This window comes from Teichococcus vastitatis (assembly GCF_003604215.1).
GTDB classification, from domain to species: domain Bacteria; phylum Pseudomonadota; class Alphaproteobacteria; order Acetobacterales; family Acetobacteraceae; genus Pseudoroseomonas; species Pseudoroseomonas vastitatis.
Map to the genome: position 1 here is coordinate 34,442 of NZ_QXGS01000001.1, position 14,093 is coordinate 48,534.

The 14,093-nt window shown below is 68.3% G+C and carries 6 protein-coding genes; all 6 read left to right on the top strand.

Features of this window, described 5'->3' with window-relative positions; all coding sequences use genetic code 11:
- Positions 1-3: 3 nt before the first annotated feature.
- Genes treS through treY form a run of 6 tightly spaced genes read left to right on the top strand, consistent with a single transcriptional unit; the run spans position 4 to position 14,009 of the window.
- Entirely contained in the window at positions 4-3,291 is a 3,288-nt protein-coding gene (gene treS / locus D2K64_RS00190) for a maltose alpha-D-glucosyltransferase (protein WP_120005483.1), read from the top strand.
- Positions 3,284-5,455: a 1,4-alpha-glucan branching protein GlgB gene (glgB, locus tag D2K64_RS00195; RefSeq protein WP_120005485.1), complete on the top strand. Its 2,172-nt coding sequence runs from the start codon at positions 3,284-3,286 to the stop codon at positions 5,453-5,455. Before treS ends, glgB begins: the two co-directional genes overlap by 8 nt.
- Positions 5,439-7,571, top strand: coding sequence for a glycogen debranching protein GlgX (gene glgX, locus D2K64_RS00200; RefSeq protein ID WP_238383923.1), 2,133 nt, complete (start codon positions 5,439-5,441; stop codon positions 7,569-7,571). The genes glgB and glgX overlap by 17 nt, the downstream gene beginning before the upstream one ends.
- A complete protein-coding gene (treZ, locus tag D2K64_RS00205) occupies positions 7,568-9,334 on the top strand; it encodes a malto-oligosyltrehalose trehalohydrolase (RefSeq protein ID WP_120005489.1) in 1,767 nt (588 codons plus the stop codon). Before glgX ends, treZ begins: the two co-directional genes overlap by 4 nt.
- On the top strand, positions 9,331-11,379 hold the full coding sequence (gene malQ, locus D2K64_RS00210; RefSeq protein WP_120005492.1) for a 4-alpha-glucanotransferase: 2,049 nt from the start codon (positions 9,331-9,333) through the stop codon (positions 11,377-11,379). The genes treZ and malQ overlap by 4 nt, the downstream gene beginning before the upstream one ends.
- Complete coding sequence (treY, locus tag D2K64_RS00215) at positions 11,376-14,009, top strand: malto-oligosyltrehalose synthase (RefSeq protein ID WP_120005494.1); 2,634 nt, start codon at positions 11,376-11,378, stop codon at positions 14,007-14,009. The genes malQ and treY overlap by 4 nt, the downstream gene beginning before the upstream one ends.
- Positions 14,010-14,093 lie beyond the last annotated feature (84 nt).

A 14,093-nucleotide genomic window follows, 5' to 3' on the forward strand; every position in this document is an offset into this window, starting at 1 on the left:
CCCATGCCCAACGACAAGCCGGAGATGCCGGCCGACCCGCTCTGGTACAAAGACGCGGTCATCTACCAGCTGCACATCAAGTCGTTCTTTGACGCGAACAACGACGGCGTGGGTGACCTGCCGGGATTGATCAGCAAGCTGGATTACGTTCAGGCGCTGGGGGTGGACGCCATTTGGCTGCTGCCCTTCTATCCATCCCCGCGCCGGGACGACGGCTACGACATCGCCGAATACAAGGACGTGCATCCCGAATACGGCAGCATGGCCGACATCCGCCGCTTCATCGACGAGGCGCATGCCCGTGGTATCCGCGTGATCACCGAGCTGGTGATCAACCACACCTCGGACCAGCACCCCTGGTTCCAGCGCGCGCGACTGGCGCCGCCTGGATCGCCGGAGCGTGATTTCTACGTCTGGTCCGATACCGACCAGAAGTATGACGGCACGCGCATCATCTTCCTCGACACCGAAAAGTCGAACTGGACCTGGGATCCGGTGGCGGGGCAGTATTTCTGGCACCGCTTCTACTCGCACCAGCCAGATCTGAACTTCGACAACCCTGCGGTGATCGAGGAAGTGCTCGATGTGATGCGCTTCTGGCTCGATGCCGGGGTGGATGGGCTGCGCCTGGATGCCATCCCCTACTTGATCGAACGGGATGGCACCAACAACGAGAACCTGCCCGAAACCCATGCGGTGCTGAAGAAGATCCGTGCCGCGCTGGATGCGCACGCGCCGGGCAAGATGCTGCTGGCCGAGGCGAACCAATGGCCGGAGGACACGCAGCAATATTTCGGCGACGGCGACGAATGCCACATGTCCTTCCACTTCCCCCTGATGCCGCGCATGTACATGGCGATGGCGCAGGAGGACCGCTTCCCGATCACCGACATCCTGCGGCAGACACCGGACATTCCGGAAACCTGCCAATGGGCCATTTTCCTGCGGAACCATGACGAGCTGACGCTCGAGATGGTGACCGACAAGGAGCGCGACTACCTTTGGGAAACCTATGCCTCCGAGAAGCGGGCACGCATCAACCTCGGCATTCGTCGCCGGCTGGCGCCGCTGCTGGAGCATGACCGCCGTCGCATCGAGCTGATGAATTCGCTGCTGCTGTCCATGCCGGGCACGCCGGTGCTGTATTACGGCGACGAGATCGGCATGGGCGACAACATTCACCTCGGCGACCGCGATGGCGTGCGCACGCCGATGCAGTGGTCGCCCGACCGGAATGGCGGCTTCTCCCGCGCCAACCCGGCGCAGCTGGTGCTGCCCGCGATCATGGACCCGATCTACGGCTTCGACGCGGTGAACGTGGAGGCGCAGTCCGCCGATCAGCACTCGATGCTGAACTGGACACGCCGCATGCTCACGGTGCGCAAGCGCCACCAGGCCTTCGGCCGCGGGACCTTCGGCTACCTGTATCCCGGCAACCGTAAGATCCTCGCCTATCTGCGCGAGCATGATGGGGAAACGATCCTGTGCGTCTGCAACCTCTCGCGCACCGCGCAGGCGGTGGAGCTCGACCTGTCCGGCTTCGCCGGCCGCGTGCCGGTGGAACTGCTGGGCGGTCAGTCCTTCCCGCCGATCGGTCAGCTGACCTACCTGCTGACGCTGCCCCCTTATGGGTTCTACTGGTTTGTTCTCGCCACGGAGGCTGCCATGCCGAGCTGGCACATGCCGGCGCCTGAGCCGATGACCGAATTGTCCACCCTGGTGTTGCGCAGCGGCCTGGCCGAGGCGCTGCAGCCGGCGATGCGCAAGACCATCGAGCAGGAAGCCCTGCCCCGCTACCTGCCGAAGCGCCGCTGGTTTGCCGGCAAGGGCGATGCCGGCTCCGCGCCGCGCCTCGCCTTCGCCGAGGCGCTCGCCGGGCGCACCACGGAGGTGCTGCTGGCCGAGGTCGAGGTGGCGGAAGGCAGCGGGCACGCCCGCTATCTGCTGCCGCTCGGCATCGCCTGGGAGGACGAAACCAGCGCCGCCCTGCCGCAGCAGCTGGCCCTGGCGCGGGTGCGCCGTGGCCGCCGCGTCGGCGTGCTGACCGACGCTTTCGCGCTGGATGCGCTGCCGACCTCCGTGCTTCGCGGCCTGGCGGAAAGCGCGGTGATGAAGCTGTCGGAAGGCGAGATCCGCTTTCTGCCGACCTCGCTCTTCCCCGAGGTGGAGATCCCGGCCGATGCCGAGATCCGGCGGCTCTCGGCCGAGCAGTCGAACTCCTCCCTGATCATCGGCGAGCAGGCCGTGTTGAAGCTGGTGCGCCGCGTCACTGAAGGCATCAGCCCGGAAACGGAGATGACCCGGCACCTGACCGAGCGCGGCTTCGGCCAGACCGCCCCGCTGCTCGGCGAGGTGGTGCGGGTAACGCCGGATGGCGTGCCGCGCACCCTGGTGGTGGTGCAGGGCTTTGTCCGCAACCAGGGTGATGGCTGGGGCTGGACCACAGAGTTCCTGTCGCGCGCCGTTGGCGAGATGGCCGTCACCGAGGCGCCTGAAGAAGAGCAGCAGGACGCCTTCACCGGCTATTCCGTGTTTGCCACCGCCCTCGGCAAGCGCCTGGCGGAAATGCACGCCCTGCTGGCCGAGCCGACCGACGATCCGGCGTTCCAGCCCGAGCCCGCCTCGGCGCAGGATGCGCAGGGCTGGGCCGAAGGCGCGCAGCGGCAGCTGGAGGCGGCGTTCCGCGCCATCGCCGCACCGCGCGACGGTGGCCGTGCGGAGGATGCCGAGCGGGCCGAGCGGCTGCTGGCGCAGCGTGACGCATTGATTGCCGCCATCGGCCGCATGGCCGCGTCGGTGGAAGGCGTGCTGAAAACGCGCATCCACGGCGACTTCCACCTCGGCCAGGTGCTGGTGGTGCAGGGCGATGCCTGCATCATCGATTTCGAGGGCGAGCCGGCCAAGACGCTGGAGCAGCGCCGCGCGAAATCCTCGCCGCTGCGCGACGTGGCGGGGCTGCTGCGCTCGATCGACTACGCGGTGGCCACGGCGCAGACGCAGGATGGCGGCGCGGTTGAAGTCGGCGAACGGCATCTGGCAATGCTGGAAAGCTTCCGCGAGCGGGCCGTCGGCGAGTTCCTCGACGCCTATCGCGCCGTGCACGCCGCCGCGCCGCGCCCGTGGGCGCCGCACGAGGCCGAGGCCACGCTGCTCGACCTGTTCCTGCTGGAGAAGGCGGCCTACGAGGTCTGTTACGAAGTGGCGAACCGCCCGACATGGCTGCACATTCCATTGCGCGGTCTCGATGAACTGGCCAGCCGGCTGCTGAACAAGGAGACGCCGCATGGCTGAAGCCTCACTGCATCCTGAAGCCGTCGTCGCGCTGGTCGAGGGCCGCCACGGCGATCCCTTCGCGGTGCTGGGCCCGCGCGACGGCCAGGTCCGCGTGCTGCTGCCCAACGCCCGCACCGTCGAGGTGGTGACGAGTCAGGGCGCCGCGCCGCTGGTGCAGGTGCATCCGGCCGGCCTGTTCGAGGGACCGCTGGCGGAGATGCCTTACCGCCTGCGCATCGACTGGGGCGGGACGGTTCAGGAGGCGGAGGATGCGTATGCCTTTCCGCCGCTTCTGGGCGAGTTGGACCTGCACCTGCTGCGGGAAGGCACGCACCAGGATATCGGCCGCTGCCTCGGCGCCCATCCCTGCGTCGTGGAGGGCGTACGCGGCGTACGCTTCGCCCTTTGGGCACCGAATGCGCGGCGGGTCTCGGTGGTGGGCGACTTCAATGGCTGGGACGGCCGGCGCAACCCGATGCGGCTGCGGCACGAGGCCGGCATATGGGAGATCTTCATCCCGCGCCTCGGCGTCGGCGCCATCTACAAATTCGAACTGCTGGACCCCAATGGCAGTCTGCTGCCGCTGAAGGCCGATCCCTGCGCCTGGCGGGCCGAGGTGCCGCCCGCTACCGGCTCGATCGTGGTGGACACCGCGGCCATCACCAAGCCGAAGCCGCGCAGCCTGCCTGAGCGGCCAGAGACCCAGCCCATCTCGGTGTACGAGGTGCATCCCGGCTCCTGGATGCGGGGCGACAACAACAGCGTGCTGAACTGGGAGGAGTTGGGCGACCGGTTGATCCCGTATGTCGCCGGCATGGGCTTCACCCACGTCGAGTTCCTGCCGGTGATGGCCCATCCGTTCGGCGGTTCCTGGGGCTATCAGCCGCTCAGCCAGTTCGCCCCGCACGCCCCCTTCGGTCCGCCGGAACATTTCCAGCGGCTGGTGGCCCGCTTCCACGAGGCGGGGATCGGCGTGATCCTGGATTGGGTGCCGGCCCATTTCCCGACCGACACGCATGGCCTCGCCCGTTTCGACGGCACCGCCCTCTACGAGCATGCTGATCCGCGCGAGGGGTTCCATCACGACTGGAACACGCTGATCTACAATCTTGGCCGCCGGGAAGTGCGTAACTTCCTGATCGGCAGCGCCATCCACTGGCTGGAAACCTATGGCGCCGACGCGCTGCGGGTCGATGCCGTGGCCTCCATGCTGTACCGCGACTACAGCCGGCCGCACGACCAGTGGATCCCGAACGTCCATGGCGGCCGCGAGAACCTGGAATCCATCTCGTTCCTGCAGGATTTGTCCCGCGTCATCGCCGAGCGCTGCCCTGGCAAGCTGCTGATCGCTGAGGAATCCACCGCTTTCCCCGGCGTGACCCGCAAGGCTGATGAAGGCGGCCTCGGCTTCGACTTCAAGTGGAACATGGGCTGGATGCACGACACGCTCCACTACATGGAGCGCGACCCGATCTACCGGCAATACCAGCATGGCGGCATGACCTTCGGGATGGTGTATGCCTTCACCGAGAAGTTCATGTTGCCGCTGAGCCATGACGAGGTGGTGCACGGCAAAGGCTCGCTGATCGGCAAGATGCCTGGCGATGACTGGCAGAAATTCGCCAATCTCCGGGCTTACCTGTCCTTCATGTGGACGCATCCTGGCAAGAAGCTGCTGTTCATGGGCGGCGAGATCGCGCAGTGGCGGGAATGGAACCATGACCGTTCCCTGGATTGGCACCTGCTCGACCAGCCGCATCATGCCGGGCTGCAGCGCATGCTGCGCGACCTGAATCGTCTGTACCAGGACCTGCCGGCCCTGCACGCCCTGGATTGCGATCCGGCCGGTTTCCGCTGGGTGGTCCTGGATGACAGCGCCAACAGCGTCTTCGCCTTCCTGCGTCTCGGTCCGGATGGAACCGCGCCGGCGCTGGTGGTGTGCAACATGACACCGGTGACGCGCTCCGGCTATCGCCTCGGCTTGCCATCGGCGGGGGCTTGGCGTGAGGTGTTCAACTCCGATGCCGCCATCTATGGCGGCAGCAACAATGGCAATGGCGGCACGGTGCATGCTGCGGCCGAGCCCTCGCACGGTCTCGACGCCTCAGCGGCCCTGGAATTGCCGGGACTGGCGACCCTCGTGCTGGTGCCGGCGGAGGGCTTCGTTGCCGCGTCTGCCTGATCGGTTGCTGCCCGGGCGCCCCCACGCATTGGGGGCGCACTGGGACGGCCTCGGCGTCAACTTCGCGGTGTTTTCCGCGCATGCATCGAAGATCGACCTGTGCATCTTCGATCCGGCGGGTCGCCGTGAACTGATGCGGATGGAGCTTCCGGAATGCACGGACGAGGTGTTCCATGGCTACCTTCCGGAAGCGCGGCCTGGCCTCGTCTATGGCTACCGGGCGCACGGGCCGTTCCAACCGGAACAGGGCCACCGCTTCAACCCGCACAAGCTGCTGCTGGATCCCTATGGGCGGCAGATGCTGGGCAGTCTGCGCTGGTCGGATGCGCTATTCGGCCACCGCGTCGGCGCGCCGCGGGCTGACCTGTCCTTCGACCGGCGCGACAGCGCCGCCGCCATGCCCAAATCCGTGGTCACGGATGATGCCTTCAACTGGGGCGACGACCGGCCGCCAGATGTTCCGTGGGACCGAACCGTCATCTACGAGGCGCATCTGCGCGGCCTGACCATGCAGCGCCAGGACATCTGGCCCCGCGAACGCGGCAGCTTCGCCGCGCTGGCCACGCCGCCGATGATCGAGCACCTGCACCGCCTTGGTGTCACCGCCGTCGAGTTGCTGCCGATCCATGCCTTCTTGCAGGACCGCTTCCTCGTGGAAAAGGGCCTGCGCAACTATTGGGGTTATTCCACCCTCTCCTTCTTCGCGCCCGAGCCTGCCTACCTGTCGACTGGCCAGCTCGATGAGATCCGCATCGCCATCCGCCGCCTGCACGCCGCCGGCATCGAGGTGATCCTGGATGTGGTGTACAACCACACCTGCGAAGGCAGCGAAACCGGGCCGACCCTTTCCTGGCGCGGGCTGGACAATGCCAGCTATTACCGCCTGATTCCTGGCGGCGAGCGCGCCTTCATCGATGAGACGGGCTGCGGAAACACCGTCAACTTGTCGCATCCGCGCGTGTTGCAGATGGTCATGGACAGTTTGCGGTACTGGGCCACGGCCTTCCGCGTCGATGGTTTCCGTTTCGATCTCTGCTCCACCCTGGGGCGGGAGGGCAATGGCTTCGACCCTGGGTCGGGCTTCTTCGATGCCATTCGGCAGGATCCTGTGCTGTCCCGTCTGAAGTTGATCGCCGAGCCCTGGGACATCGGTCCAGGCGGATATCAGCTCGGCCGCCATCCACCCGGCTTCGCCGAATGGAACGACCGTTATCGCGATGACATGCGGCGCTTCTGGCGCGGCGATTCAGGTCTCCGGGCCAACGTTGCCAAGCGCTTGTCCGGCTCGGGCGATCTGTTCGAGCACCGCCGCCGCCGGCCCTGGAGCTCGGTCAACTTCATGGCCGCGCATGATGGCTTCACCTTGCAGGATCTCGTCTCCTATTCCGAACGCCACAACCTGGCGAATGGCGAGAACAACCGCGACGGCCATGGTGACAATTGTTCCAGCAACTGGGGCGTCGAGGGCCCGACGGGTGATCCCCGGATCCTGGCGCTGCGGGCCGCGCTGAAGCGCGCCATGCTGTTGAGCCTGTTCGCCTCGCATGGCACGCCGATGCTGCTGGCGGGAGACGAGTTCGGCCGCAGCCAGCGCGGCAACAATAACGCCTATTGCCAGGACAATGAGGTGTCCTGGCTGGACTGGCGGCTGGAGGAGAGCGAGGCCGGAGCGCAACTGCAGCGTTTCGTGTCCCGTGCCATCGCGCTGCGGCACCGGCTGGCGACCTTGCGTTCGCCGGATTTCCTGCATGGCCGCACCGAGCCACTGCCCGGCCTTCCCGATATCGGCTGGTTTGGTGCCGATGGCGAGCCGCTCCCCACCGAGGAATGGCACGATCCGCAGGGTCGCGTACTGGCGCTGCGCCGGGCCTGCCTGGCGCCGGGCCCGATACCGGCGGAGCCGCCGCAGGTCGAGGTGACCCTGTTGCTGCTCAACGCGTCCGCCGAACGCCAGATCTTTCGGCCGCCAGCCCCGTCCCTGGACTGGATTTCCGCTCTCGACAGCAGCGAGCCGGACGCGCCGGAAACGCTGCTGCGCTCCGGGTCCGTCACCGTCGCGCCGCGGTCAGCCCGTCTCTTGATCGCCTTTCTTCCCGCAAAGGATTCATCGCCATGAGCGATCGGTACAGCTTCGGCGCCCTTCCGGGGGAAAACGGCCGCACACGCTTCCGCCTATGGGCCCCCGGTCAGCCGAAGGTGACGCTGGAGCGCCGCGATGCGCCCGCGCTGCCGATGCAGCAGGAGGCCGATGGCTGGTGGTCGGCGACGGCGGACGCCGCGCCGGGGACCCGCTACCGCTACGCACTGGGCAACGGACCCACCGTCCCGGACCCCGCATCGCACGCGCAGGATGGCGATGTGGATGGCTGGAGCGTGGTGGTGGATCACGGCTTCGCCTGGCGGCACACCGACTATGCCGCGCTGCCCTGGCCGCGCGCCGTGGTGTACGAGCTGCACGCGGGCGCGATGGGTGGCTTTCGCGGCATCATGGGTGAGCTGCAGCGATTGGCGACGCTCGGGGTGAACACCATCGAGATCATGCCGGTGGCCGATTTCGCCGGCACCGCCAATTGGGGTTATGACGGCGTGCTGCCTTACGCACCCGACGAGACCTATGGCACGCCGGATGATCTCAAGGCACTGGTCGATGCGGCGCACGGGCTCGGCATCGCCGTGATGATGGACGTGGTGTACAACCACTTCGGCCCGGCCGGCAATTACTGGCACAGCATCGCGCCCGACTTCTTTCGCAAGGATATTCATACTCCCTGGGGCGATGCCATCGACTTCCGCGAGAAGCCGGTGCGCGATTTCTTTATCGAGAACGCCATCTTCTGGCTCACCGAATACCGGATGGACGGGCTCCGCTTCGACGCTGTGCACGCCATCACCGACGATACCTTCCTGCAGGAACTTTCCACGCGGATCCGTGAGGCCACGCAGGGCCGCAATGTTTATCTGGTGCTGGAGAACGAGACCAACGACGCCGCGCGGCTGGAGAAGGATTTTGATGCGCAGTGGAACGACGACGTCCACCACTGCCTCCACGTGTTGCTGACCGGCGAGCACGACGCCTATTACGCCGATTACGCCGATGATCCGGCCGGGCATCTGGCCCGCGCCATGCAGAGCGGCTTCGTTTATCAGGGCGAGGTTTCGAAGAACCTCGGGCATGCGCGCGGCAAGCCCAGCGATCATCTGCCGCCCTCCGCCTTCGTCAACTCGCTGCAAACGCATGATCAAGTCGGCAACCGCGCCCTGGGCGAGCGAATCTTCGCGCTCGCGCCGGCCGATGGCGTGCGGGCGGCGATGCTGCTGCTGCTGCTGTCGCCGCCGGTGCCGATGCTGTTCATGGGTGACGAGTACGCCTCGCAGAAGCCGTTCCTGTTCTTCACCGGCTTCCCCGACCAGAACCTGGCCAAGGCCGTTCGCGAGGGGCGGCGCAAGGAGTTCGCGCGGTTTCCCGCCTTCAACGACCCTGAGAAGCGCGAGAAGATCCCCGATCCCAATGACCCGGCGACCTTCGAGGCCAGCAAGCCGGAGCCGGAGGAGCGGCAATCCGAAGCCGGCCTGCACATGGAAAGCTTTGTTTCCACCTTGCTCCGCGCGCGCAACATGCGGCTCGGCCCGCATCTGGCGGGCGCCAAATCCGCGGGCTCCGAGAAGCTGGGCGAAACCGGGCTGCGCGCGCAATGGACGCTGGCAGACGGCGCGGTGCTCACTATCGCGGCGCAGTTCGGCGGGGAAGCGCTGCCCTGCGCCGCCGCGGATGGTCACGTGCTGGCCGAATCGCGTGAGGATGTGGCCGATACGGTCGCGCGGGATGGCCAGTTGCTGCCGCATAGCGCGGTGGCCTGGCTGAAGGCGGCCGCCGCATGAGCGGCGGGAGCGAATTGCGCCGTCTCGCCCGCTCCGTCGGGCTGATGGCGGAATGGGAAAACGCGCATGGCAAGCCGCAACAGGTCTCGCCCGAGGTGTTGCGCACCGTGCTGGGGGCTCTCGGCTATCCTGCGGACAGCGAGAAGGCGGCGCGCGACAGCCTCACCCGGTTGCGCGAGGCGCAGCGTTCCGCGCCCCCGCCGCTGCTGACGGCCATCCCCGGCGAAGCGGTGCGGCTGCAGGGGGCGCGCGCCGGCCGCTATCGCCTGACCGCCATGGGGGGCGAGACGGTAGAAGGCGAGATGGCCGCCGCCGCCGGCGGGGCCCGCATCACCGCTCCTACCCTTCCCGGCTACTACACGCTGGAGAACGGTGAGCGGACGCTGACCCTGGCGGTGGCACCCCCGCATGGCCACCGGATCAGCGATGCCTGCGGCGGCGACAAGGCGTGGGGCCTCGCGGTGCAGCTTTATTCCCTGAAGCGCATCGGGGATGGCGGCGTCGGCGATTATCGCGCGCTGCAGGATTTCGCCCAGGGCGCCGCCGCGCAGGGTGCCGATGCCGTGGCGATCAGCCCGGTGCATGCGCAATTCACCGCCGATCCGTCGCGCTTCAGCCCTTACGCGCCCTCCAGCCGGCTCTGGCTCGACGTGCGCTACGCCGAGGGCGAGACACTGGTGCCGCACGCGCCCGCCTTTGCGCCGGGGCTGGCGGAGGAATGGTCCCGGCTGGAGGCGCTGGACCTGGTGGAATGGCCGGATGTGGCACGGGCCCGCATCCTTCGCGCCCGCCAGCTTTATGCCGCGCAGCTGCAGGCGCCGCAGGAAGCGTTGCGCGACGCGCTGGAGGCATTCCGTGCCCTGGGCGGCACCTCGCTGGAGAACCATGCGCGGTTCGAGGCGCTGCACGCCGCGCAGCTGGCCGAGGATCCGTCCCGCTGGAACTGGCGGGACTGGCCCGCCGCACTGCGCGACCCGGACAGTGCCGAGGTGGCCCGCTTCGCCGAAGCCCAGGCCGAGGAAGTCGGCTTCCACATATTCCTGCAGTTCCTGGCCGATCGCGGCCTCGCCTCCGCGCAGGCGACGATGCGGGACAAGGGCGCCCGCATCGGGCTGATCGCCGACCTCGCCATCGGCGTCGATGGCGGCGGCAGCGATGCCTGGGCCCGCCAGACCGAGTTCCTCTCGGGCGTCGAGATCGGCGCGCCGCCGGACATCTTCAACACGCGCGGCCAGGGCTGGGGCATCACCACCTATTCGCCGCACGGGCTGGTGGCCAACGGCTTCGCCGCCTTCCGGGAAATGCTCGGCGCGGCGTTCCGCAATGCGGGCGGCGTCCGCCTCGACCATGTTCTCGGGCTGCGGCGCCTGTGGCTGGTGCCTTCCGGCGCATCGCCCGCCGATGGGTGCTACCTGCGCTATCCGATGGATGACCTGCTGCGGCTGGTGGCCCTGGAATCGCATCTGCACCAGGCGATCGCCATCGGCGAGGACCTCGGCACCGTGCCGGAGGGCTTCCGGCCGCGGCTGCAGGAAACCGGCGTCGCCGGCATGCGGGTGATGTGGTTCGAGCAGACCTCGCGCGGCTTCAAGGCGCCGCAGCGCTGGTCGCGGGAAGCGGTGTCGATGACCTCGACGCATGACCTGCCCACCGTAGCCGGCTGGTGGTCCGGCGCCGATCTGGTTTGGCGGAACAAGCTGGGCGGCGGCCCCAAGGATCAGGCGCAGACGCGTGTGGCGGAGCGCGGTAAGCTATGGGCCGCCTTCCGCCAGGCAGGCGTGGCGAAGGGCGCACCGCCGCCGCTGGCCGATGCCGCCCAGGTTGCCGATGCTGCCGCTGCCTTCATCGGCCGCGCGCAATGCGACCTCGCCCTGCTGCCGCTGGAGGACGCCGTCGCGGCGGTGGAGCAACCCAACCTCCCCGGCACCGTTGACGAGCATCCGAACTGGCGCCGGCGGCTCGATCCACCCGTCGAGCGCCTCTTTGCGGACCCCGCCATCGAACAGCGCCTGCGCGGCTTGGCGCGGGCGCGGAGAGCCCCATGACGCCGCCCGTTCCTCCCCCCGCCGGCACCACCCCGCGCTCCACCTACCGCATCCAGTTCCATGCGGAGTTCACGCTGGATGACGCGGTCGGCGTCGTGCCCTACCTGGCGCGGCTTGGGATCAGCCACCTCTACGCCTCGCCTCTGCTGCCGGCGGCGCCCGGGTCGATGCATGGCTACGACATCACCGCGCATGACGCGATCAACCCGGCCCTTGGCGGCAAGGCGGCGCTGCGGCGGCTGGTGGCGGCGTTGCGGGCCGAGGGAATGGGGCTGCTGATCGACATCGTGCCCAACCACATGGGCGTGGACGGGCCGCACAATGCCTGGTGGCAGGACGTGCTGGCGAATGGCCGCGACAGCCGGTTCGCCCGCTTCTTCGACATCGATTGGGACAACAAGGACCCGACGCTGGCCGGCAAGATGCTGGCCCCCTTCCTCGGCAAGCCTTATGGCGAGGCGCTGGCGGATGGGGAGCTGTCCCTGGTGGCCGATGGCCCGACCGGATTGTCGGTCGCGTATTACGACAACCGTTTCCCGATCGCGCCGCGCGACGCCAACACCATCCTCGATGATCGCGACGGCCTGACGGCCTATGACCCGGCCTCGTTGAACGGCCTGGCGCGGCTGCATGCATTGCTGGAACGGCAGCATTACCGCCTCGCCTGGTGGCGCACCGCGACGGACGAGATCAACTGGCGCCGCTTCTTCGACGTCACCGGGCTTGCCGGGCTGCGGGCCGAGGAACCGGAAGTGTTCGACGCGACGCATGAGCTGATCCTGCGCCTTTATGCCGAGGGGCTGATCGACGGCGTGCGCATCGATCATGTGGATGGCCTGGCCGATCCGGGTGCGTATTGCCGCAAGCTGCGCCGCCGCATGGCCATCGCCGGCGCCCGCCGCCCGGCCGGCGCGCCGGCTGGCGAGCCCTACATCCTGGTGGAGAAGATCCTGGCCCCAGGGGAGCCGTTGCCGGCGCGCTGGCAGACCGACGGCACCACCGGCTATGACTTCATGGATCAGGTCGGCGCCGTGTTGCACGATCCCGCTGGCGAGGCTCCCTTCTCTGCCCTGTGGCGCGAGACCAGCGGCAGTGCCCTCGATTTCCATGCCGAGGAGATCGCGGCGCGCGCGCAGATCCTGCGCGACAGCCTGGCGGCGGAACTCGACAATTGCACCCGGGCGCTGCATCACCTGGCGCGCGGCCATATCCGGTCCCGCGACTTCTCGTTCAACGCCATCCGCCGCGTGCTCCACGCGCTGCTGCTGAACTTTCCGGTCTACCGCGTCTATGTCCGCGTTGGCGCGCCGACGGAGCAGGACGTCGCGGTGCTGCGCCAGGCGGCGGACGCGGCGCGGGCGATGCTGGCGCCAACCGACCACATGCTGTTGTCCCAGGTGCTGCTGTGGCTGGCCGAGATCTCGCCGCGCGACCTGCCGCGCGGCGATGCGCGCCACGCCCTGCTGACGGCCCGGCAACGGTTCCAGCAGCTTTCCTCGCCAACGGCCGCCAAGTCGGTGGAGGACACCGCCTTCTACCGCTACGGCCGGCTGCTGTCGCGCAACGAGGTCGGCTCCAGTCCCGGCCAGTTCAGCCTGTCGCCGGAGGGGTTCCACCAAGCCGCCACGGCGCGCGGCGAGGCAACGCCCGGCGCCATGCTGGCCACCGCCACGCATGACCACAAGCGCGGCGAAGATCTGCGCCTGCGACTGGCCCTGTTGTCCGAGATGCCGGATGAGTGGCCGGCCGCGCTGCGCGGCTTCCTCAACCAGGCGAAGCCGCTGGTGCAGGACCAGGCCGCCGGCCCGGCGCCGGAGCCCGGCGATGCCGTGATGTTTCTGCAGATGGTGCTCGCATCCTGGCCGCTTGGCCTGTCGGTGGACGACCGTGCCGGCGTCGACCGCTGGATGGAACGGCTGAGCGGCTGGCAGCAGAAAGCGATGCGGGAAGCCAAGCGCCGTTCCGGCTGGGCCATGCCCGACGAGGCCTATGAGAAAGCCAGCCTGGAGTTCCTGCGCGGCGTGGTCGATCCGTCCCGCTTTCCGGAGCTGGCCCGCGGCCTGCAGGATTTCGCCGGCCGCATGGCGCGCGGCGGCGCGGCCAAGAGCCTGTCCCAGGTGGTGCTGCGCTACACCCTGCCCGGCGTGCCCGACCTCTACCAGGGCACCGAGTTCTGGGACGAATCGCTGGTCGACCCCGATAACCGTCGCCCCGTGGACTACGCCGCGCGCCGCGCCGCGCTGGAGGCGAATCTGGCGCCGGAAGCGCTGCTGGGCGAATGGCAGGGCGGCGCGGTGAAGCAGGCGGTGATCCATCGCCTGCTGGCGGAGCGCAATGCCGCCCCGGCATTGTTTGCCCAGGGTGGTTACCAGCCCCTACCGGCGCCGGAGGGTCAGCTGGCCTTTCTCCGGCAACACGGGAACGACGCGCTGCTGGTGCGGGTGGCGCTGCGCCATCCGGCCGGGCTGGGCGAAGCGGATTTGGCAGGAACGGCGGCGGTGGATCTGGAACTGCCGGGCGAATGGGCCGGCCGTGGCTGGCGCTGCGTGCTCAGCGGCACCGATCTGCCCGCCTCGGCCCGGCTGTCACTGGGCGGCCGTCTGCCCGTCACGGTGCTGCGCAGCCGCTAGGCTGCCGCAACCATCGAAGGCTTGGCGGTTTCAACCTACGGCATTGCCTGGGCGACGCCGTCCAGGCATGCCGTTCCGTGTCAC

Excerpts from the sequence above, each read along its gene's own strand:
- treY (WP_120005494.1), top strand. The coding sequence starts at position 11,376 with ATGACGCCGCCCGTTCCTCCCCCCGCCGGCACCACCCCGCGCTCCACC.
- treS (WP_120005483.1), top strand. The coding sequence starts at position 4 with ATGCCCAACGACAAGCCGGAGATGCCGGCCGACCCGCTCTGGTACAAA.
- glgB (WP_120005485.1), top strand. The coding sequence starts at position 3,284 with ATGGCTGAAGCCTCACTGCATCCTGAAGCCGTCGTCGCGCTGGTCGAG.
- malQ (WP_120005492.1), top strand. The coding sequence starts at position 9,331 with ATGAGCGGCGGGAGCGAATTGCGCCGTCTCGCCCGCTCCGTCGGGCTG.
- treZ (WP_120005489.1), top strand. The coding sequence starts at position 7,568 with ATGAGCGATCGGTACAGCTTCGGCGCCCTTCCGGGGGAAAACGGCCGC.